A 21,136-nucleotide genomic window follows, 5' to 3' on the forward strand; every position below is an offset into this window, starting at 1 on the left:
ACTATTTCTTATTAAAGTTATTATTAAAAAACATCAATTGGAAGCCAATTGCATTGGTCCAGTATTCCCAATTATGAGCACCCGGTCTGATTGTAAAATCATGAGGAATATTATTGTAGACTAATTTTTCGTGAAGCTTTAAATTAACATCATAGAAAAAATCGTCTCTCCCGCAATCTATATTAATTGCAAGGCGATTGGGCGTAAGTAAATATATCAGGTTGATCACTGAATTTTGCTCCCACCTTTCAGGATATTTATCCTCTGCACCAAGTCGTTTGGCTATATCCCAATTTAAAGGGAAAGGTCTGATGTCTACACCACCACTCATACTTCCAGCTGCCCCAAATACATCTTGGTGCTTAAAAGCGAGGTAAAGTGCACCATGTCCACCCATACTCAATCCTGTAATTGCTCTGCCTCTTCTGTCTTTAATGGTTTTATATTTCTTATCGATAAAATTAACGAGTTCGGTACCTACATAGGTTTCATATCTCCAAGCAGGATCCTCCGGACTATCAAAATACCAACTTGTCACATTTCCATCCGGACAAACGATAATAAGCTTAAAGTCATCTGCATACTTTTTTATAAGCGGAACTTTCTCAACCCAACCAGAGTACTTATCTCCAGCTCCATGTAATAAATAAACCGTTGGATATGCTTTACCTGAGTTATAGCCTTCAGGCAAAACAACAACTGCTTTTATGTTTTTTTTCATTGCTGCACTGTAGGTGTCTACAGTGTCTACTTGTGCCGCGAATACATTGCCTGTTAACAAAAGTCCTACTGTGGCAAGGAATAAAAAATACCTTTTCATATGTTATACCCAGCTACACGCCGCCCCAACAAGGGCCGCATCTTCCCACATTTCTGTTCTTCTAACTACTACTGACTTATCTATAAGTTGTTCCTTGAGTCTTACAATGAAATGATCCCAAGTCCTGGCGATATTTCCTCCGATAACTAAAACCTGCGGTTTTTCTTCAGCTATAAAATCATTTAAAAAGGCAGCTAGATTAGTGGCAAACTCATCAAATATTTTTGCTTTTGTATCAGCGCAATCGGTGTTCAGAAATAGTTCAACGTTTTTAATATCATTACCTGTAAGTTCTTTATACCGCTTTAAGAACCATCTTGTTGAAATATACTCTTCTGCGATGCTATCCAGAAAGGGAGCAAAAGCTTTGTTCATATCCTTTACTTCACCGCTACAATTACTGGTAGAACCTAATCCTGTACCCAATGTTATGCCTATAGCTCTATCAAAGTCTGAGGCTGCCCCAGAAGCCAATTCCCCGCGAAGAAAAGCCTCAGCATCGTTTATAAAAATAATGTCTTCAGCTGGAACCCCAAGTCGTTCAGATAGTATGGTACGGATGTTCATTCCATGCAGGGCATCATATTTCTGCATGCCCTGCATTAAAGATATCCCCTCCTTATAATCGAAAGGTCCGGGCATAGCAATTCCAATTTTTGTCGATTCAACCCCAGATTTGAGAATCAATGAAGAAAGCGCTTCAACCCATGATGTGAATATGGTTTCTGCTTCGTCCATAGAAGAAACGCGTTCCCGCTTCATGGTGTGGTCGATGATTTTATAAGTGTTGCAATCTACATGCGCCGCTGTGATGTGGGAGCCCCCGATATCTACACCAATAAATGGCAGCTTAGATGGATTAGAGTTCATGGTATCGTTTTATTCTTGGTTTAGGTGAATCCAAAAGATTCAATTTCTAAAATAAGGTTATTTAAACCGTTTTAGCAAACCTTTACAAATAAATAATTTAACCGCCCTCCGGTCATAAGCCTACCTTTTAAAGGGTGGCAGCATCTTCCTTTGGAGGGCGTGGCCCACGCTTGTAAATTACCAATCCATTCAGAAAATTGCGTAAAATTTGATCTCCGCACTTTTTAAAATTAGGATGATCATCTTTCCTAAAAATGTCCCCAAGCTCACTCCTGGTAACTTTAAAGCCCACCAGTTCCATTATCTTAATTATATCATCATTAGTTAGCGCTAGCGCTACGCGTAATTTCTTAAAAATATCATTGTTACTCATATTACATCGCTATTTCAATTTTTACCTTTTTGTTCTTAATGCGTTCATCAGCCAACGCTGATAGCACCTTGCCGACCATTTTGCGTTTTATTGCTACATAGGAATTCTGGTCTTTTACTTCGATCAAACCTACATCTTCCTTCTGTAAGCCACCTTTTTTTAATAGAAGCCCAACTATGTCTATCTTGTTTACTTTATCCTTCTTCCCCGCAGCAATGTATAAGGTCTGCCATTCACTGTCAGCCGGTATCTTAAAGTTACCTTTTAAATTTTCTGTTTCAACATCTCCCTTCAAAAAGGGGTATTTCTCGTCATCTGCGATAACTAAATATGCAGTTCCCTTTGCATTCATCCGTGCCGTCCGTCCATTTCGATGTAAAAATGCATCTTCCGTATATGGCAATTGGTAATGTATAATACACTCCACTTCTGGAATATCCAATCCTCTGGATGCAAGATCTGTAGTAATCAATATTTTTATACTTCCATTGCGGAATTTCAACAGCGCACGTTCACGCTCGTCTTGTTCCATTCCTCCGTGAAAAATATCATGTGCCAAATCTTTATCAATCAACAAGTCGCTAATCCTGTCAACCGTCTCTCTGTGGTTACAAAATATTAGGGTGCGCTTATCGCCGATTTTACAGATCAACTGAAAAAGTGTATCCAATTTATCTGCCGCTGTAGTCAGCACTTTTTTAAGCTTTAGATCCGGCACAACTTTCACATCCTTTAAAAAATCAATTTCTACTGAGTTATTAATTCCTGTAAAATCAGGTATTTCTTCCATTGCTGTTGCCGAAGTCAGTATTCTCTGTTTGAGAGACAACAACTTCTTGATGATGTAAGACATGTCTTCCTGGAATCCAAACTCAAGCGCTTTGTCAAACTCATCCAATACTAATGTTGTAATTCCTGATTCATCAAAATTTTCGTGCCTAAGATGATAAGCGATCCGTCCCGGTGTCCCTACTAATACAGCAGGGGGCTGTTCAAAGTTATTACGCTCTGTTTTAATTGGATGTCCGCCATAACAGCAATTGACCTTAAACCCAGTAGACATCAATTTAAATACCTGCTCAATTTGTAATGCAAGTTCTCTAGATGGAACCAGTACCAGAGCCTGTACACGTCCCTTTTCAAGGCGTTCCAGATTATTAAGCAACGGAAGCAGAAAGGCCAATGTTTTACCGGAACCTGTAGGTGCGAGTAAAACTATGTCATTGCCTTTTTTAGCAGCACTTATTGATGCAGACTGCATATCATTTAGCGCATTAATTTTTAATTTCTCAAGTATCTTTTCAAGCATAAGTCGTCAAAGATAGGTTACAAAGCGAACAATGTAGTGATACAACAATAAAGGGAGACATAAAGTGTTGACAACAAGATAATTGTTAGCAATTAAACAACCTATTTTTAACCTCATTTTAATTTAATAGGCTTAATTTTAAGAAACATGATACCGTAAACCGACAACCGAATGACATGGAAAAAATTTAGCGGTGAGCTGATTAGCTCATCAATTCTTGAAGAAGTGGAAAACGCCATCATCAGGGAAACCACTAGCGGTTATAAACTTAAAGTATGTATTGGCACGGATTCTCAAGTTAAGGGAGACCTAACTGATTTTGCTACCGTAATTGTTTTGTTGAGGGAGCATCATGGGGGTTTTATGTATATCCACCAGGAAAAGACACCTCAAAAAATGAGCATAAAAGAACGTATGCTTGTTGAAGTACAAAAATCAATTGAAACAGCCTACTCCATATGCGACTTACTAGATCTATACGATGTGGATTTGGAAGTACACGCTGATATTAATACCAATCCGGTATTTAAATCTAACAAAGCATTAAATGAAGCAATGGGCTACATTTTAAGTATGGGTTTTATATTTAAAGCTAAACCAGAGGCCTTTGCCAGTTCAACTTGTGCAGACAAAATGGTCCACTAATAAGTGTTACCAGTTTTTAGTTGAAACAGCACTGGGTTTTGTTGTCGCTTTCTTTGGTTCAGTTGGCGCATTCCCAATCATTGCACCAAGTTTGTCTGCAACCTTTTTACAGCCAAGCATTACAGCCGCCATATTAGATTCCCATTCAGACCGATTTAGTTTACTAGGCGTTTGTTCTAAAGGAGTACTCACTGTTCCTGGAACAAAATTGCTAAACCGGTCACGTACATAGGGAGTTAGAACGATATCTGTAATAACTAGACGGTATTTACCCGCTCTCAATGAAATCGAAATCTGATAGGTAGCATCACCAGAAGGATGACCGATGCCTACTACCTCTTTCTGGATAAACATTTTTCCCTTACCAGAAAAAACTGTATCACTTTCACTATTTTTCAATTGCAGAGATTTAGAATTCTCTTTAAAAAAACGTTTTACATTAGCAGCCATTATAGCTTGAGTTACCAACTTGAGTTCTTTAATTTCTACAAATGCATACTTTCCGTCCTCATCTATGGGAAGCGTTTTCTCCTGGCAATAGGAATTAAAACTGAACATCACTAAGAAAGCAAAAAAGATAATTCTCATAACTTGTTTTATAACAAAGGCTGTCAGAAAATGCTCCTGACAGCCTCAAATTTAAAAAATAAAGTTTAGCTTTTTAGAATGCGTATACTGCTGCTAAAGAGAACTGACCAGCACCTTTAGTTGCCGCTCCGCTACTTTTAACAAAAGTAGTTGGAGTTGTTCCGCCATTAAAAATACCTGTTGCAGATCCATTATCAAATCTTACTTCAGGAATAAAAGTTAAACCGCCTGCTTTAACGTTAGCAGATATTGTCGCGGCAAAAACACTTTCTCCGGCAAGTGGACCGTAAAGTACACCACCGTTATCTTTTGTCTTAAAATACTCACCTCTCAAACCTAAAGCAAATGCCGGACTAAATGCATATTGAGGATAAATCGCAGCACCTGTAAATCCAGTTTTATCAGCGTTTAAGCCTGCAGACCAATCAGCAACGTTTAAGCCCAACTTGAATTTTTCAGTAACTTGATAAGCAGTAGTTAGGTCAACTTCAGTTCCTGAAACATAACCTGTAGCAAGATTCAAATAAGCAGTCCATCCTTCAACAGGCGACACCATTAACTGAGCACCAAAAGTAGAAACTCCAAATCCAGGATTAGCAGTATAAGTGTTCCATGCATCATTAAAAGCGCCTACCATTAAGCTAACTTTAGGAGAAAATGCATAAGTGGCTTTTATACCAGCATTTTGGAATGGTCCGTTAGTAAACAAATAAGAAGTTGAATAGTTAAAATTAGCGGCCGGAGATATCACTTCATAACCGATAAAAGTACCCATGAAACCAGCAGTCATTGTAAACTTATCTGTAAAAGCATAGTTTACATATAGGTTCTGAATATGAAAAGATTCAGTACCAGCTGGGACTAACGACTGACCTTGTCCACGCGGACCAAAAGATAACTCTCCAACAAAAGATGCTTTGCCAGTTGTTTTCTTTAAAGCCAAATCTATCATACCTATTGATACAGAATTATGATCTGAAGCAAAACTGGTTGGAAGATTAGATACCTTTCCAAAATCATATTTATAATAAGTATCAACAGAACCAGAAATCTGTAGTGGAGCCTCAGCTGCTTCCTGAGCGAAAGCTGCAGAAGTGAAAGCAAGGGAAGCTATTGTCAGTAATGATTTTAATTTCATAATGTTTGTTTTTGAGTGAAATTTAGATGTGGGCTAATTAGATTTTGTTTTCTACTTCTTGTCCTGCAACGATCAAAGTACCTTGAGAATATTTCTCATTGTGTTGACTTGCATCCAATCCTTCTTCTTCTTCTTCTGAAGTTACGCGGATTGGTTGGATCAGGTTGATGAATTTGAAGATAACAAATGACATGATAAAGCTGAATGCCACAACGATAACAACTCCTTTTAGTTGAGTGATGAAGAATTCAGCATTACCGTAGAATAAGCCATCAACGCCAGCGCTGTTTACAGTTTTAGTTGCAAATACACCTGTTAATAACATACCAACAATACCTCCTACACCATGGCAAGGAAATACATCCAATGTATCATCTAAACTTGTTTTTTGTTTCCATGAAACAGCAAGGTTAGAAATAATAGCAGCGATTGCACCAATAAAGATACTAGAAGGTATACTTACAAAGCCTGCTCCTGGAGTAATCGCAACTAGACCAACAACTGCACCAATACAAAAACCAAGCACTGATGGTTTTTTACCTCTTGATACATCAAAGAACATCCAGGCTAAACCTGCAGCACCTGCAGCGGTATTGGTGGTTAAGAATGCAGACACAGCAAGACTATTCGCTCCAAGTGCAGATCCTGCATTAAAACCAAACCAACCAAACCAAAGTAAACCAGTTCCGATCAAAACATATGGAATGTTAGCAGGTGGAACTTCAATATGCTCAATGTGAGATTTTCTACGTTTTAGCACCAATGCACCAGCTAATGCAGCCATACCAGCAGAAATGTGCACCACAGTACCTCCGGCGAAATCCAGAACACCCATTTTGAAAAGGATGCCCTCAGGATGCCATGTCCAGTGCGCTAGAGGAGAGTATACAAATATTGCGAACAATACAATAAACAAGATATAAGATGTAAAACGGATACGTTCAGCTACGGCTCCAACAACTAGTCCTGGAGTGATGATAGCAAACATCAATTGGAAAACAGCAAATAAAGAAAGTGGAATAGTTGCAGCAAGGCTCCATGAAGGACTTGAGTTTACGCCTTGAAAGAAAAAGAACGTTTTAGGGTTTCCAATAAATCCGCCGATCGTTTCTCCAAATGCAAGACTAAATCCAACTACTACCCAAAGTACAGTAATTACACCTGCAGCTACAACACTCTTAATCATAGTTGAAAGAATGTTTTTACGGTGAACCATACCACCATAAAAAAATGCAAGACCTGGTGTCATTATGAATACCAAAGCTGTAGCTATTAATACAAACGCGATATCTGGTCCGCTGTATTTGCCCTCATCAAAATTTGGAAGTAAGGGAATAAAAAGGGCAAGAACTGCAATTATTAATAAAACTGCAAGTGGGCCCCATTGTTTGAATAAAACTTTTGCCATAAATGTGTTTTTTAACTGTTTGTAATTAAAGTTTATTTGATTTTTTGATAAAACTAATAATTATTTTGATAAAAAAACATTTGATTCCAAACAATTTTAGGAAATCAGTGTATATAATTCCATTTTTTGAGACTAAAACATAGGAAAATAACAATTTATACTCTAATTTTTTGCGTATTTACAATAATTGACCAATCAAATACCTTTATTTTTAAGAAATGAATAAAAATCACTAAAAGCAATAAGTTTGTATCTTTAGCTACTTATGAAATCTTACCAATTCACATTTTCACAACAGCTTCCTATTCCATTGGCAGAGTGCTGGAATTTCTTTTCATCACCAATGAATTTGGCTAAAATCACACCGCCTGAAATGGCTTTTACAGTTACTTCCAAAAAGGAGCACCTTAAAAGTATGTATGCGGGTATGTTGATTACCTATGAAGTGTCACCTATGCTAAACATCAAGTTAAACTGGATGACAGAGATCACTCATGTGGAAGACAGAAAATATTTTATCGACGAACAGCGTTTCGGACCTTATCAATTTTGGCATCATCAACACCACTTCAGAGAAATAGAAGGAGGTACGGCAATGGAAGACATTCTGACTTATGGCCTGCCATTCGGCATTATAGGTAACCTGGCCAATAGTTTATTCGTAGAGAAGAAAGTAAAGGACATTTTCGAATTCAGGAGAAAAAAGGTGGTCGAGTTATTTGGCGACTACACTACGGCAACTGATACATAGGCAGAGCCTTGCACTACTCCTCTTCGTTCTATTTCTTTATCGATATAGGTTTGAATTGCAGATTTGTTCAATCCCCAGTTTGGGGCAATAAGCAAGTCCCAATCCGATATGCCAAATAATCTTTGTATAACCACATCAGGCCGAAGCAATGGGATTAGCTTGCAAAGCAAATCCGTGTACTCTTCCAGAGAGAAAAGTTTAAACGGAGACTTCTTGTATTTGGCACCCATGATAGAACCTTCAACGATATGAAGGTGATGGAACTTCACAAATTTGATTTGCGGAAACCTATTTATCTCGTGTATGTAGCCTAGCATCATTTCTTCTGTTTCCCAAGGAAAGCCAAATATCGTGTGTACACACAAATCCAATTTACTGTTTTCCAATAGCTTAACAGCTTCTACAAACTCACCGTGACTGCATCCTCTGTTAATTTGACTTAAAGTTTCATCATAAATAGACTCCATCCCCATTTCAAGATCTACATCGTAACGGTCTGAATAGCTTTCCAAAAGCGCCACTTTTTCAGCATCTATACAATCTGGGCGTGTTCCTACGGAAAACCCAACTACATCTTCTGGATTTATTGACAATGCTTCATCATACATCATCTTTAAATAATGTACCGGGGCATAAGTATTGGTATTTGGCTGAAAATAAACGATAAATTTATCAGCTTTGTAAAAACCTTTCCCTCTTTCCATGCCCTGCTCAAGCTGTTCGCGGATGGAGGGAAGCTTACGGGAAAGCTCTGGAGTAAAAGAATCTACATTACAGTAGGTACAACCTCCATAACCTTTACTGCCATCACGATTGGGACAGGTAAAACCGCCATCTACAATCACCTTAAAAACACGTTGCCCTTTATACTTCTCTTTAAGGTGTGTACCGTAATTGTTGTAGCCTTTAATTCCCTGATCCAGTAATGTTCCCAATTCGTTTGCAATTTTTACAAAACTACAAAAAATTAATTCATGTTACTGGTTGTCTAGCCATTGTCTGGCTACTGTTGTATCCGTAAAAAACTGAGTCACCACATTACCCATAGCTATATCAACACTTCTATTCGCTGCTAATCTGCTAAACATACTGGGCGAGTAAACCCAGGCAAAATACTTAAGTCCAGCTCGCTCCATCATTGGAAACCACTCCTTACCTGCCCAGTCCGCAGCTTCAGACCATGAGCCTAATACATTTGTATTGTCATTTAAGACTTTTGTACAATTATTTTCTTTCAGCATCTCCAGCATAACCAGCCCTCCATTCTTCACAGTTTCTATGTCCTGATAGCCCGTCCAGTCAACTTCAAGCGCCAACGCAGTACGATTGTAGTTAATTGTAATGTGCTCATCCTGGTAATATGTTCCCGTTTTTAGCCTCGGACTGATCGGTTGATCTGAATGCAGAGGTAATCTAAAAAAGAAAATAGCGCCATTCCCTGGTTCACTTTCAATCCAAAAGCTTCCATCATGTCGCTTCAGTATTTCCGATGAAATGTACAATCCTAAGCCTAACCCCTCAAAACGCATGGCTGTATTGTCTACCCGATAATACCTGTCAAATAAATGATCTAAGTTCTTTTCTGCAATACCAATCCCGAAATCTTGTACAGACACCACAATATTGCCCAACTCGACTTTACTTTTAACTATCACCTTTTTGCCTTCTGGAGAATATTTTATGGCGTTAGACAGGAAATTGTGTAATACCTGTTCCAGCCTTAATTGGTCTCCTGTAAAAATAATATCCTCGTTAGTTTCTAGAACAATATGGTGGGTAAGCGTAGTGTGCTGCACGCTTTCTATACTTGCCTCAACCATCTCTGCAAAATTAAAAGGCTCCATGCTATAATTCATTTTGCCAGCATTGATCTTCGTTACATCTAAAAGATCTCTGATTAACATTTCCAAACGATGGACTTGCTCTGCCGATTTTGAGATAAAGCCGCGCATGCGTTCAGTATCCCCTGTACGTTGCATTAACTGATTAAAAGCTTTGATACTGGTAAGGGGTGTTTTTAATTCATGACTAGCTATAGATATAAATTCGTCTTTTTTACGCTCACTTATTGCAAGCTCCTCCATAGAAATGGCCAGCTCCTCATTTGTTGCAGTCAATTCTTCGTTTAGCGCCTGTTGTTCCTGCTCACTTTTCTCCAATAGTTTACGAGATTCAACCATCGGGGTTATATTGATAACGGAAGCCATAATGGCATCAATATTTCGTTCGGCATCATATAAAGGAGAATATTGAAAATCTACATAGATTCGCTTTTCTCCCTCGGCAGTACCTATAATGGCTTCAATTTCTGAAATGGATATCGGTTTTCCCGTATTAAAGACCTGCTCAAAGAGTCCTAAGAATGGCTGCCCAACAAGTTCAGGAAATACTTCCACCAGTTCTTTACCAATTACCTGCTCCCGTGTTCGGCTCCATATATCTAGCATCGGCTGGTTTGCCATCTCTATCTTCAAATTGCGACCTCTAAACACACCCAAACCAACTGGAGAAGTCATAATCATACTCTGCAGCCTATCTTCACTTTCTACCAAAGCTTTGGTTCTGTATGCAACTCTTCTTTCAAGCTCTTCATTTAAGCTAGACAAACTGTCCTGGGCTTGCTGCAATTCTTCGTTTGTAGAACTCAATTCCTCATTTGCAGCGGCAAGTTCTTCGTTCAGCGCTTGCTCACGCTCAAACAATCCCTCCTGCTCAAAGGCAAACGAGTTATTGAGTATATTTCCTATATGTAAACCAACCGATTCCAGAAAATTCTGATAGTTATCATCTAAACGTTTCCTTGGTGATATCCCAAAGACCATATACCCATTTACCTTAGAATCAGCTGCATTTACAGGTACAACCAAGACCTCCGAACAAACCTCTGACCTAATATTAACAGGGAGTTCCTCTATAAATTGACCAAGGTCATTAATGTAAATAGATTTGTTTCCATCTTTAGGATCGGGCTTAGGCCATCTTGCTTTTACAATTTCTTTAGTTGCTGTTCCTGTATAAAGAACTACTTCTCCTCTTATTTTATAATTTTCCGAAAAAGTGAATAAAAGACTGAAAGGGATATCCTCAGTAGCAGCGGCCAAAAGTGATTCAATATTCTGCAAACTGTCAGCAGTACTTCTAGAAAGATTAGCAAGGAGCAACTGGTGCAACAATTGCTTTCGCCTTTCATTGATTACACGGTATGTCGTCTCAATCACAGCATTAAACACACCCCCAATTTGATTCTTCGAATCTACTATCGGAGAAAGGGTATAATCAAAATAACATTCCTCTACATAACCATATCTATTCATTAGCAACAAAGAATCTGGTCTTCTTATTGACTCACCAAAGTTTAGTACGCTATTGAATTCTGGCGCCAAGCCATCCCAAATCTCTGGCCACACTTCTGCTCCCGGCATTCCCAGCGCATGGGGATGCTTATCTCCTGGAATGCTACTCCAGGCATCATTATAAATTAGAGTAAAATCTTTCCCCCAATATATCGCAATTGGGAATCCGGAGTTAAGGCTAATGCTTACGGCCAAATTTAAGCTCTCTGGCCAATCCTCGCGTCTGCCTAATGCAGTGTCAGACCAGTCTTTAGATTTTATCAGTTCAGTCAACATCATTGAAGGCTTCCACAACAAAAGATATGCCTATTTATTTTACAGTATAATTATGTAAGTTTGAAGAAGCACATCTACTTTAACATCATACATGGAGCAGCAAAAGGAACCCCAACCTGAGGTACTAAAGGTATTTGAAACCATACCTGCAATGTATCTTATATTGTCTCCTGATTTGATTATTCTAACTGCAAGCAATCTTTACCTAAGCCTTACTCTAAAAGTCAGGAATGAAATTAAAGGAAAAAACATTTTCGAAGTTTTTCCGATAGACGAGACGGACACCAATTCCTACTCCTTAAGAGATTCTTTGGAAAATGTGCTCCAAACCAAGAAATCACACCGGCTTCCTGTAGCTTATTTTGTGCACCGTTATTGGGACAGCACCAATACGCCCGTGCTCGATGATGATGGAGAAATATCTTATATTATCCATGCTACCAACGACGTTACTTCAGAGGTATTAGCAGAAAGAAATTTAAAAATTAGTCTGGAAAAGCAAACTTCAGCTGCTTCAAAATCTGCACAACTCAGCAAGCGCATCGAAAAATTATTTGCAGATTTACCCGCCAGAATTGCGGTACTTTCGGGGCCAGAACTTACATATGAATTTATAAATCCTTTGTACCATCACCATATCGGATACCGGGATCTTCTTGGAAAACCCTTTATTGAAGCCCTGCCTGAAATGGCAAGTCATCCTATTTACCAGGAATTAAAAAAAGTTTACAAAACAGGAGTAACCTACGAGGGTAAAGAAATTCTAATCAATCTATTTAACAAACAGGAACAAAGCTATACCGACTACTACTTTAACATCATGTACCAAGCGCGTCTTGACGAGCATGGTAATGTGAACGGAATACTCAGTTTTGCTTATGACATCACTGAATTGGTTAATGCCAGGAAAAGCGAGCACATGAAAGACGAATTTCTTTCTATTGCCAGCCACGAATTAAAAACGCCACTAACAAGCATAAAAGCTTATAACCAGTTAATAAAAAGATCAACAGATGTTGAGAAGCTACACGTTTTTGCTCAAAAATCAGCAGAAAACATCACTCGTTTGGACAGGTTAATATCAGACCTCCTGGATGTAACAAAAATCAATGCTGGTAAAATGCAATATAATATGCAGGAATTTAGTTTCAGCGAAATGATTAATGATGTGATAGACAATGTTCAACACACCTCTAGCTCACACAAGATCAATTTAGAAAGTGATGTTGATATTTTGTACACAGGCGATAGGATTCGTATCGAACAGGTGTTAAGTAATTTTCTTAATAATGCAATTAAATATTCGCCAAACGGTGATCGTGTAAATGTTACGTGTAAAATACTCCTACAGAACATTATAGTCTCAATTCAGGACTTTGGCATAGGCATCAATCAACACGACATGGATCATCTCTTTGAACGCTATTACCGGGCAGATAATAGTAATATGCAGTTTGAAGGACTAGGATTGGGACTGTTTATTTCTTCGGAAATTTTGAAAAGACACAATGGAAGTTTTTGGATTGAAAGCACCGTAGGAATTGGTTCTAAGTTCTTCTTTAGATTACCACTACCAAAACTGATAGTTGCATTACCCTCAAGAAACAACCCTGAGTATTATGTTGACGAATACATAACGATTAAATTTAATGAGTTATCAAATTGTATCGAGGCGGATTGGACTGGATTCCAAAATGCAGATTCTGTTCGAGCCGGCTGTCTGAAAATCCTTGAAATGATCAGGCATTTCAAAACTATAAAGTTAATCTCCGACAACGCTCATGTACCCGGAAGCTGGTCTGAAGCTACAGACTGGCTAAGAGAGATCTGGCTTCCATCATTGGAAAAAGAAGGGTTAAGATATTTTGCGTGGGTTCATGCTACAAACTCATTTAGCATACTATCAGTAAATAAGAGCACAGGTCCGTCAAAGGGCGAACTTAACGTCCGTCTTTTTCAAGATTACCAGGATGCAATTGCCTGGATCAACGACAATTAAAACCTACATGATCAATATTTTGCCGGAACTCCTTGTTTTGGTAACGACTTCAAAATAAAATCTCTTATGCTTTCATTTGCTGCAGCTAAATCTGGCTTACGCAAATACATCATATGGCCGCTTTCATAACCTTGCCAAGTCATCCTTTCTTTCAGTTTTCCACTTGGATCCAACTGCCACATATTATATTTAGCGTTAAAATAATCACACGCACCGTCATAATAACCTGATTGTACTAGCAAATGCAAATAAGGGTTTTGAGCCATCGCAGAACGTAGATCTTCACCTGTGCGATTACCTGTATTGTCCCATGGATAAACCGATCCGAACATGTTGTATTTAAGATCGGTTTTATAATTTAACTCATTACGCAAGTACATATTAATTGCAGGTGTAAAAGAATGTAGCCAAGAGGTTAATTCAGCATTAAAATCTGGTTCAGATCCCGCATCTGCCCGATCAATTCCTTTATATCTCGAATCTAAACGGCCAACTGTGAAACCTTTGTCCCGAAGTAACTCTTTCCAAAATAGACCAGTAGAGACATCAAGATTATTCTGTAAAAATATTTTTTCTGAGATTCCTGAGTATCTTGCCATTTTTGCCGCTATCTTAATCTTTTCATCCATAGACAAGAAGCCACCCTTAGCTACTGCCGGAAGCAATTCGTTAACGGTAAAATTCTCCACTTCTGGGAGCATCTCTGTCAATCTCTTAGATTGAAGATCCGCAGGAAGCATCTTATGATACCAGGCAGTTGCCGCAAAATACGGCAGCCGCAAAGAAGCGTCCATCACACTACCTCGCTCAATCCCAAGGTCAGTTGGAGAAACCAGAATTACGCCATTAAGGTACATCCACTGACTACTCTGCAACTCCAGCGCCAATCCAGAAACCCTTGTCGTTCCGTAACTTTCGCCAATAAGATATTTAGGAGATGCCCAACGGTTGTTACGAGTTACGAAGGTGTTTATCCATTCGGCCAGATAGCGTATATCTGCGCGCACACCAAAAAATTTATTCGTTGGAACATCTTTGCTGATGGCACGTGAGTAGCCAGTATTGACGGGATCAACGTAAACAATATCAGCTACGTCTAAAATGGACGCACTATTTTCCTTATATCCGTATGGCTGTACAGGGTAACCCTCGTCGTCTATGTTTAATACTACAGGACCAGTGTAAGCAATATGCATCCACACAGAGGCGGAACCCGGCCCTCCGTTAAATGAAATAACCAACGGTCTTGCTGACTTATCATGAATATCTGAACGTTCATAATAAGTGTAAAACAGCCCTGCAATTGCTTTACCTTCTTCATCCCAAACCGGCAGTGTACCAGCAGTGGCCTTGTATGGCACCGCCTTGCCCTTAATATTTAAAGTATGATTAGTTACAACCGAACTTTCGGCAACTATATTTCTACTTAGCGCTAAGTTTGTATTATCTGGGGAAACAACCGCGTCCTTAGTTAAAGTAATTTCCTTACTTACCCTTGAAGCAGGCGATTTTTTGGAAGATTGGGCAGATACAACAGAGCAATAAGCTAATAATAGCAATATAAATGTGCCTTTCATGAAATTTAGTTTGATGATTTGGTCATAAAGATCAAAAAAACAAGGATAAAAAAGGCTTTAGAACGAATTTGTTACCTTAGCTGTACTTTTTTAAAAATGAAATCTTTTTACTCGTCATTCTTAGCCATTCCCGGGTCATCAATTCATGTCCTGCCACAGTTGGGTGTACATGATCCCATATCCAATACTTTTCAGGAGCATGCTTAAGTGCCCTGTTAAAAACTTCTTGATAAGGAACAAAAACGGCACTGTAATCAGCTGCAATTTGTTTGACGATCTTCTGCCTCAATTTCACATCTTCTAAGCGAGGGTTTGCCTCACCCTCTGCACCATAAAAAGGCAAAGTAAAGGGCTCTCCCAATACAAAAATAATATTTGGGTTTTGGGCTTTGACCTGATTCAAGATTTGACGGTAAGTTTTGTCATACTGATCTGGAGAAACTCCCATTTTATGATCTGCACGGTAAGAGTCACTATCATTTATTCCAACTAAAATGCTCAATACATCAGGTTTCAAATCTAACGTATCTTTCTGCCAACGATCAGCAAGATCCCTAACATTCTGGCCACTAATTCCTTTGTTAATGAAAGTTAAGTTTCGTTCTGGGAAATCTGCGCCTACTCTGCTGGCAATACTGAAAGCATAACCATGACCCATGATATGGTTTAAATCCCAATCGGTCCTTCCTCTGTTTCCATCAGTAATTGAATCTCCTTGAAATAAAAAAACTATTGACGCATTTTGGGCAAATGTTGGCATAGCGAACAATCTGCTTTTGGACATTGCCGATAACATTGCCGTTGTCGCTACTGATTTTATGAGTTTTCGTCTATCCATTTTTATTTTGCCTTGGCCCCCTGTCTGTCTTGGCTAATTTACATCAACTACATTACATCCTGGCAAAAGGGTGGATTTTTTATACATTTAAATAGAAAAAAAATATTATTGATAATGATCCGATCCGCTTCAGTACTTTTTTGCTTTTTGTCACTGCTAATTAACGTTACACATTTGCCCGCCAACGGTATCAAAAGAGACGCAAAAACAAAAACGATAGCTATAAGTGTTCCTGGCAAGAAGTTGGAAATTATAATTGATTATGCACACGGCTGCTCAATAAAACAATTAATGCTGAAAGGTAAACAACTACCTTCTTCTTCTGGAATATACACTGGATTTAAAAGTAAAACCGACAGCTTCAATTCTTCCACACAAATTGGCCAAATAAAAGTAAAGGAACACTTAAACGAAATTACAATTACCGGCATAAGTTATGGCGACAGCGTACTTACTGTTGATGAAGACTGGAGTTTTAAAGTTACTGGAGATAAAATATTATGGAAAATTGAAAGAAATTACAACAACAATGCACAGCTTGAAGAAATAGCAATGCCAAAGTGGAATTTTTCTGATCGTTCCGTATGGAAAGGTGGGATATTGGACAATGGCGGAATGGTTTGGTGCAAATACTTAAAGCATGTTGACGATACCTATGGGGTTCATACCGGCGGTGTCACATTTTGGAACGAAGAATCTGGAAATGCCCTCAAAATTACTGCAAAGTCCTATTCCGGTAAAAACATAGCTGCTAAATATTCGCAGAGTGACAAAAATGAATTCACCTGCACACAAATGATAAGTGATACACCGTTAACGCAGCGTTATGAGTTAAGCAGGTTTGTTGCTGGAAAAAGTAATGTTTTTGGACCTATTGAGGTTAAAAAGGGAAAGATTAGCATTTACCTGGCTCTGGAGTATATCAACTTCGAGAAAGAGTATTCTCGAGGTACTCTTCCGGGTATAGACGCCACCGCGGTTAGGGAACTAATGAACACAACTGGGAGGTACGGGGTTGTCGACAATAACATTATTGGAGCTAATGGCTGGCTCACCAATTGGAAATGTTTGCACGAACCATTTTTCGCTCAAATTGGAATGGCTTTAGGTGACGAAAACTACACCAGGAACATGTCAGCTACTCTAAACCAGGAGCGTGATCTGGCTATGCTTGCCGATGGGAGGGTTCTCTCCCGTTGGCACAACGCCGCTGGAGACGAAATTCCAGGCACATATAATGACAAGACAGGTTATTATGAGGCGATGTGGGGATATACTATTGATTCACAAACAGGATACATTATTAATACGAGTGAGCAGTTTGAGCTAAATGGAGATCTAAAATGGCTCAAATCGCATCAGGCAAGTTGCGAAAGAGCGCTTAATTGGCTGATCAAGCGTGATGCTAATCACAATGGCATATTTGAGATGATGAATGATGGTGTTGCTGATAAAAAAGCCAGTGATTGGCTCGACATTGTATGGGCAAGTTACGAAAATGCTTTTGTAAATGCCCAAATGTATGAAGCCTTGAGGCTTTGGGCAAATTGCGAGAATGTATTGGGAAATGTAGAAATGGCCAACTACTATCATGCTGTTGCAACTAAATTGAAAATAGCTTTTAACAAACCAATTGAAGAAGGCGGATTTTGGTCCACAGAAAAAAAACAATACGTTTACTGGCGCGATAAAGATGGTTCAACCCATGGAGATAACTTGGTTACGCCAGTTAATTTTGCGGCTATCGCCTTTGGTCTATGTGATGACCCGGTACGTATGGCAGCAATCCTTGATCAGATTGAAAATAGATCAAAGGCAGAAAATCTATTTCATTGGCCACTTTGTTTTGATTCTTTCACAAGAGATGAAGTAAGTGATGGCAATTGGCCTTTCCCTAAATACGAAAACGGCGACATTTTCCCCAGCTGGGGATATCTAGGAATTAGAGCCTACGCTCATTATGATAAATCCATAGCCTTAAAGTATATCAGCAAACTGTTGGCGCAGTATAAAAAAGATGGGCTCTCCTCTCAGCGTTACAGTAGAAGTACTCAGCTTGGTTTGGGTGAAGATATTTTAGCCGGCATTTGTACCAGCATCACTGGCCTCTACAGGGACATCTATGGAATCAGACCGAAATGGAACCGAATGGGTCTGGAGCCTAATATGAGCGAAAAATTAAATGGCACCAAGTTTTCATATAAACTAAGAGGAAAAACTTACCATCTGGAACTCAGCACGAATAATTACCTGATGAAAACAAAGGGGTTTTCAGTTAGGAGCAGAGAAAGTTTTGGCGCTGATAAGACTGAAAACAAGCTTATAGTTTATCCTCACAACACGGAGGTCATGAAGCTTTCAATAACAGCAAATAACAATTCAAATATTGATTTAACAATCGGAAACTGGGGTCGAGAACGATACTCCTGGATCAACAATTCGCCCGGAAATTATACCACAACAATTAGTGGTCTTGTTCCTGGAGCTAAATATGAACTCTTTGTAAATAAAAGTCAAAAGACCATTCATGCGTCAGAAGATGGAACGTTAACCCTACGCAGAGCGTCTAAATCTGCAACTACATTTACCCTGATTTCAAGCTACAACTGATTTATTACTAAAACGGGCAACATTATTGCTATATTAATGGCAAATAATTTTGATTCATTAAATGACTGAAAAACCTTCTTTTTGGCAACGAATTGGCGTTCAGGATTGGTTTCTGACCAATAACGGAGGCACTGCCGCTACGAAAGCACAAGCCCTCACTCCGAATATTGTTTTTAAATACATTATTGAAAAGTTCGAAGAATCTATAGCTCAACTTTCCTTTTCTGAAAGGATTGTTTTTTATCATGAGTACATCATTTGCCTTAATTCAGACGATTATCGGGAATTTATGGACAACAAGAAAGGGATCCTTGGTTTAATAGCACAAGAGTCCGTCAAGAATTTCTACGAAATATTAAATCAAAAAATAAGTGAAGGGAAGAAAGCAGAGCCATCCAGCAATAAGTGGGTTTTTCGATTCGTATCTCATCCAGATTATAAACCAGGCGATAAAGGGTTTATAGGTAAACTACTGCCAGACAATAACAAAAAGGACGAAAACCTAAGAGTGACGTTTATTCCCAGACAAACGGGTATGGCGCAGACATTTGATATCAATAATGACGTCTTAAAAGATTTTATATTTTATAGTGAAGGTTATTATGAAATCCCATATGTAAGTACCTTGGTATTCGATCCAAAAACTCCGCTAAAAAATGAAAATGAACTACTTGCAAGGTTTGAGACTACATTACCAGATCGTGCATTCTCTGGCAAAAAGGTCGAGTTTTTAATGAAAAAAGAAGAGATTATAGTAACGGGCGAGGAAGATTCGAGGATTGAAGATTTTATATTTAAGATACCTTCAGAATGGGTAAATACCCCCCACCTGAAAATCCGGTATAGCAATGCAGATGATAAATTTTACCTGGCTTCCTTTGGGGAGAAAACAATTGTTAATGAAAATTTGATTGAACGCAGCGATATCAATGGTCCAAAATGGACAGAATTACCGCTTAACTCAAGAATTATTTTAAATGGGATTATAGGTATGAACATCTTTAAATCTTAATTGCTATGTCGCATGTTCTTTCTATAGCATTCCTGGTCCTGTGTTTAGCAATACTTGTTATTCACTTTAGAAACGTTAAAAATTCACCTAAATAAAATGGGTAAAAATCATTTTGGAATAACAGACATTGGTAAGGTTCGAAGCAATAACGAAGACACATTTATTGCAAAGGATACCGCTGCTGGTGATTATATAATTGCCTGTGTAATAGATGGCGTAGGTGGATATTCAGGCGGAGAGATTGCTGCAGAGATAGCCAAGCTATCTATATTAGAGCATTTAAGTAAACCTCAAGGAGACATCCTATCTCTGATGAAACAAGCCATCTCCGAGGCAGATTCAAAAATTCTCGCAGAAAAACAGCAAGCAAAAGAGTTGGAAAATATGGCTTGCGTGTTAACGTTGGCCATGGTCGACTTAAGCAAAAATATGCTATTCTACGTTCATGTTGGCGATACCAGGATGTACTTGTGCCGTGATAATTCTTTAGTTAAAATTACAAGCGATCAGTCCTTCGTCGGTTTCATGGAAGACACCGGGCGCTTAACTGAAGAAGAAGCAATGAAGCACCCTAAACGCAATGAAATTAACAAGGCTTTAGGTTTTGGAGTTAACCTTGTGCATCAGGATGATTATATTGAAATGGGTCAATCTCCATTTTTACCTGGAGATCTTTTGTTGATCTGCAGTGATGGGTTGTCGGACATGGTCAATAAAAATGAGATTGTAAATGCCTTGCACAGAGGGAAAGATTTAACAGGAAAAGGAACAAACCTCATTGTTGCCGCTAATAAAAATGGTGGTACAGACAACATAACGGTTGTTTTGGTAGAAAATACAAATGCCCCAATAAAGCATGAAGCAACTAAACCAGGGCAACCAGTCAAGTCTTCAATTTATTCTCAGCCATTACTTTTCGATGAGCCTGAACTCCAATCGAAAAACAATACAAAAGAGGTTGAGGAACTTCCGAATCCTCCTCTTGCACAGCCAATTATATACAAATCTAATAAAGGTCTTATCAGCCTGCTTGTCGTGGTGTGTCTGATCTTTATTGCCAGTACAGCTTACCTTTATTGGCTCTACAACAACCACCCTGCAAATGAGGTAAAGCAGCAACCATTGACTGAGGTCACTGAAAAAAGAAATACAAAAGAAATTATGCTTCAGGACACCCTGAATAAAATGAAAGGACAAACCCTGGTGCTAACGGATTCACTTTTTTCTTCTCCAATAATTTTGCACCAGCCATTGGAAGTTAACAAGGATACGATTTATTTGAAATCTGAAAAGGAACTGGTCTTCATTAGTGACTCTCTTTATAAAGGTGTCGCTATAAACATTAGGCCGGCCAGCAAGTTGCTACAATTACGAAATATTGCTTTCGAGAATTTTAATACAGCGATCATAACAGCCAATAATGCACTGGTTCTAAAAAATATTCGGTTCACCAACTGCCCTAACACCATACAAAGCACTTATAACCTGGCTCAAAAAAAATATATAAACGGTAAAATCCCGTTTAGCTCATTTACTGCAGACTCCCTATCCTTCAAGGAAACCGATTAA

17 protein-coding genes are annotated in these 21,136 nt (G+C 38.7%); 6 read left to right on the forward strand and 11 right to left on the reverse strand.

The window, feature by feature from the left end; genetic code table 11:
• Position 1: 1 nt before the first annotated feature.
• The 4 genes from ACXZ1K_RS17725 to ACXZ1K_RS17740 all read right to left on the reverse strand — a co-directional run bounded on the left by ACXZ1K_RS17725 (position 2) and on the right by ACXZ1K_RS17740 (position 3,372).
• Positions 2-820 (reverse strand): alpha/beta hydrolase, encoded by an 819-nt coding sequence (locus ACXZ1K_RS17725; RefSeq protein WP_458971015.1) that lies wholly within the window; start codon positions 818-820, stop codon positions 2-4.
• A gap of 3 nt (positions 821-823) precedes the next feature.
• On the reverse strand, positions 824-1,690 hold the full coding sequence (locus ACXZ1K_RS17730; RefSeq protein WP_458971016.1) for an ROK family protein: 867 nt from the start codon (positions 1,688-1,690) through the stop codon (positions 824-826).
• Positions 1,691-1,817: 127 nt separating this feature from the next.
• Positions 1,818-2,063, reverse strand: a complete 246-nt coding sequence (locus tag ACXZ1K_RS17735) for a DUF1456 family protein (protein WP_458971017.1) — start codon at positions 2,061-2,063, stop codon at positions 1,818-1,820.
• 1 nt (position 2,064) lies between these two features.
• On the reverse strand, positions 2,065-3,372 hold the full coding sequence (locus ACXZ1K_RS17740) for a DEAD/DEAH box helicase (protein WP_458971018.1): 1,308 nt from the start codon (positions 3,370-3,372) through the stop codon (positions 2,065-2,067).
• Positions 3,373-3,543: 171 nt separating this feature from the next.
• On the opposite strand from ACXZ1K_RS17740, the gene ACXZ1K_RS17745 reads away from it, so the two are divergent.
• Entirely contained in the window at positions 3,544-4,017 is a 474-nt protein-coding gene (locus ACXZ1K_RS17745) for a ribonuclease H-like YkuK family protein (RefSeq protein WP_458971019.1), read from the forward strand.
• 6 nt (positions 4,018-4,023) lie between these two features.
• Here the strand turns inward: ACXZ1K_RS17745 and ACXZ1K_RS17750 are convergent, their stop codons facing one another.
• The 3 genes from ACXZ1K_RS17750 to ACXZ1K_RS17760 form a co-directional block, all read right to left on the reverse strand.
• On the reverse strand, positions 4,024-4,605 hold the full coding sequence (locus tag ACXZ1K_RS17750; protein WP_458971020.1) for a hypothetical protein: 582 nt from the start codon (positions 4,603-4,605) through the stop codon (positions 4,024-4,026).
• Between the two features lie 73 nt (positions 4,606-4,678).
• On the reverse strand, positions 4,679-5,743 hold the full coding sequence (locus ACXZ1K_RS17755) for a porin (protein WP_458971021.1): 1,065 nt from the start codon (positions 5,741-5,743) through the stop codon (positions 4,679-4,681).
• A gap of 37 nt (positions 5,744-5,780) precedes the next feature.
• Positions 5,781-7,151: an ammonium transporter gene (locus tag ACXZ1K_RS17760; protein WP_458971022.1), complete on the reverse strand. Its 1,371-nt coding sequence runs from the start codon at positions 7,149-7,151 to the stop codon at positions 5,781-5,783.
• A gap of 265 nt (positions 7,152-7,416) precedes the next feature.
• Here ACXZ1K_RS17760 and ACXZ1K_RS17765 point away from each other — a divergent pair, with 265 nt between their 5' ends.
• Complete coding sequence (locus ACXZ1K_RS17765; RefSeq protein WP_458971023.1) at positions 7,417-7,902, forward strand: SRPBCC family protein; 486 nt, start codon at positions 7,417-7,419, stop codon at positions 7,900-7,902.
• Here ACXZ1K_RS17765 and ACXZ1K_RS17770 read toward each other — a convergent pair.
• Both ACXZ1K_RS17770 and ACXZ1K_RS17775 read right to left on the reverse strand, forming a co-directional pair.
• A complete protein-coding gene (locus tag ACXZ1K_RS17770) occupies positions 7,878-8,837 on the reverse strand; it encodes a TIGR01212 family radical SAM protein (protein ID WP_458971024.1) in 960 nt (319 codons plus the stop codon). The genes ACXZ1K_RS17765 and ACXZ1K_RS17770 overlap by 25 nt on opposite strands.
• A gap of 42 nt (positions 8,838-8,879) precedes the next feature.
• Positions 8,880-11,534: an ATP-binding protein gene (locus ACXZ1K_RS17775; RefSeq protein ID WP_458971025.1), complete on the reverse strand. Its 2,655-nt coding sequence runs from the start codon at positions 11,532-11,534 to the stop codon at positions 8,880-8,882.
• A gap of 88 nt (positions 11,535-11,622) precedes the next feature.
• On the opposite strand from ACXZ1K_RS17775, the gene ACXZ1K_RS17780 reads away from it, so the two are divergent.
• Positions 11,623-13,530 carry an ATP-binding protein gene (locus ACXZ1K_RS17780; RefSeq protein WP_458971026.1) on the forward strand — a complete coding sequence of 636 codons (1,908 nt, stop codon included), beginning with the start codon at positions 11,623-11,625 and terminating at the stop codon, positions 13,528-13,530.
• 11 nt (positions 13,531-13,541) lie between these two features.
• Here ACXZ1K_RS17780 and ACXZ1K_RS17785 read toward each other — a convergent pair whose 3' ends face one another.
• Positions 13,542-15,107, reverse strand: a complete 1,566-nt coding sequence (locus tag ACXZ1K_RS17785) for a S10 family peptidase (protein ID WP_458971027.1) — start codon at positions 15,105-15,107, stop codon at positions 13,542-13,544.
• 76 nt (positions 15,108-15,183) lie between these two features.
• Positions 15,184-15,945 carry an SGNH/GDSL hydrolase family protein gene (locus tag ACXZ1K_RS17790; RefSeq protein WP_458971028.1) on the reverse strand — a complete coding sequence of 254 codons (762 nt, stop codon included), beginning with the start codon at positions 15,943-15,945 and terminating at the stop codon, positions 15,184-15,186.
• A gap of 291 nt (positions 15,946-16,236) precedes the next feature.
• Here ACXZ1K_RS17790 and ACXZ1K_RS17795 point away from each other — a divergent pair, with 291 nt between their 5' ends.
• From ACXZ1K_RS17795 to ACXZ1K_RS17805, 3 genes are all read left to right on the forward strand, one after another.
• A complete protein-coding gene (locus ACXZ1K_RS17795; protein WP_458971029.1) occupies positions 16,237-18,555 on the forward strand; it encodes an alpha-L-rhamnosidase-related protein in 2,319 nt (772 codons plus the stop codon).
• A gap of 61 nt (positions 18,556-18,616) precedes the next feature.
• Positions 18,617-19,567, forward strand: a complete 951-nt coding sequence (locus ACXZ1K_RS17800) for a hypothetical protein (protein ID WP_458971030.1) — start codon at positions 18,617-18,619, stop codon at positions 19,565-19,567.
• 96 nt (positions 19,568-19,663) lie between these two features.
• Positions 19,664-21,136: a PP2C family protein-serine/threonine phosphatase gene (locus ACXZ1K_RS17805; RefSeq protein ID WP_458971031.1), complete on the forward strand. Its 1,473-nt coding sequence runs from the start codon at positions 19,664-19,666 to the stop codon at positions 21,134-21,136.

The organism is Pedobacter jaeyakensis (genome assembly GCF_054461315.1).

What these genes read in the sequence shown, in the direction of transcription:
- ACXZ1K_RS17750 (WP_458971020.1), bottom strand. Translation starts at nt 4,605, where the DNA reads ATGAGAATTATCTTTTTTGCTTTCTTAGTGATGTTCAGTTTTAATTCC.
- ACXZ1K_RS17735 (WP_458971017.1), bottom strand. Translation starts at nt 2,063, where the DNA reads ATGAGTAACAATGATATTTTTAAGAAATTACGCGTAGCGCTAGCGCTA.
- ACXZ1K_RS17740 (WP_458971018.1), bottom strand. Translation starts at nt 3,372, where the DNA reads ATGCTTGAAAAGATACTTGAGAAATTAAAAATTAATGCGCTAAATGAT.
- ACXZ1K_RS17725 (WP_458971015.1), bottom strand. Translation starts at nt 820, where the DNA reads ATGAAAAGGTATTTTTTATTCCTTGCCACAGTAGGACTTTTGTTAACA.
- ACXZ1K_RS17765 (WP_458971023.1), top strand. Translation starts at nt 7,417, where the DNA reads ATGAAATCTTACCAATTCACATTTTCACAACAGCTTCCTATTCCATTG.
- ACXZ1K_RS17795 (WP_458971029.1), top strand. Translation starts at nt 16,237, where the DNA reads ATGCTGAAAGGTAAACAACTACCTTCTTCTTCTGGAATATACACTGGA.
- ACXZ1K_RS17805 (WP_458971031.1), top strand. Translation starts at nt 19,664, where the DNA reads ATGGGTAAAAATCATTTTGGAATAACAGACATTGGTAAGGTTCGAAGC.
- ACXZ1K_RS17775 (WP_458971025.1), bottom strand. Translation starts at nt 11,534, where the DNA reads ATGATGTTGACTGAACTGATAAAATCTAAAGACTGGTCTGACACTGCA.
- ACXZ1K_RS17760 (WP_458971022.1), bottom strand. Translation starts at nt 7,151, where the DNA reads ATGGCAAAAGTTTTATTCAAACAATGGGGCCCACTTGCAGTTTTATTA.
- ACXZ1K_RS17730 (WP_458971016.1), bottom strand. Translation starts at nt 1,690, where the DNA reads ATGAACTCTAATCCATCTAAGCTGCCATTTATTGGTGTAGATATCGGG.
- ACXZ1K_RS17790 (WP_458971028.1), bottom strand. Translation starts at nt 15,945, where the DNA reads ATGGATAGACGAAAACTCATAAAATCAGTAGCGACAACGGCAATGTTA.
- ACXZ1K_RS17745 (WP_458971019.1), top strand. Translation starts at nt 3,544, where the DNA reads ATGACATGGAAAAAATTTAGCGGTGAGCTGATTAGCTCATCAATTCTT.
- ACXZ1K_RS17785 (WP_458971027.1), bottom strand. Translation starts at nt 15,107, where the DNA reads ATGAAAGGCACATTTATATTGCTATTATTAGCTTATTGCTCTGTTGTA.
- ACXZ1K_RS17755 (WP_458971021.1), bottom strand. Translation starts at nt 5,743, where the DNA reads ATGAAATTAAAATCATTACTGACAATAGCTTCCCTTGCTTTCACTTCT.
- ACXZ1K_RS17780 (WP_458971026.1), top strand. Translation starts at nt 11,623, where the DNA reads ATGGAGCAGCAAAAGGAACCCCAACCTGAGGTACTAAAGGTATTTGAA.
- ACXZ1K_RS17800 (WP_458971030.1), top strand. Translation starts at nt 18,617, where the DNA reads ATGACTGAAAAACCTTCTTTTTGGCAACGAATTGGCGTTCAGGATTGG.